Source organism: Staphylococcus pasteuri, assembly GCF_030547725.1.
GTDB classification, from domain to species: Bacteria; Bacillota; Bacilli; order Staphylococcales; family Staphylococcaceae; genus Staphylococcus; species Staphylococcus pasteuri.
On sequence record NZ_JAUOQO010000737.1, the window covers coordinates 1 to 246 of the forward strand.

1 protein-coding gene is annotated in these 246 nt (G+C 52.8%); it reads right to left on the reverse strand.

Translation table 11 applies throughout. The features are described from left to right. On the reverse strand, positions 1–207 hold a 207-nt coding region (locus Q4528_RS15320), incomplete at its 3' end, for a PhoD-like phosphatase N-terminal domain-containing protein (protein ID WP_303522564.1). Positions 208–246 lie beyond the last annotated feature (39 nt).

Genomic DNA, 246 nt, shown 5'->3' on the forward strand with positions numbered 1-246 from the left:
GTCTATATCTGTTGCAATTTCCCATGCCACCTTAATGTTACCAGTGCGGGCGGGCGTTACGCGTGTCCATAAGATGACCGCATCAGCTAAGGGGTCGCCACTGGCTACGCCGTGGGTAAACTCAACAGAGATCTCTGGCTCGATGGCGCTGCCGCATCCCATTAGGCCATAAGACACCACCGCTGCACCTGCACCTTTGGCAGACATGATTAAAAAATCTCGACGTGAAATTGGACTCGCCATTAC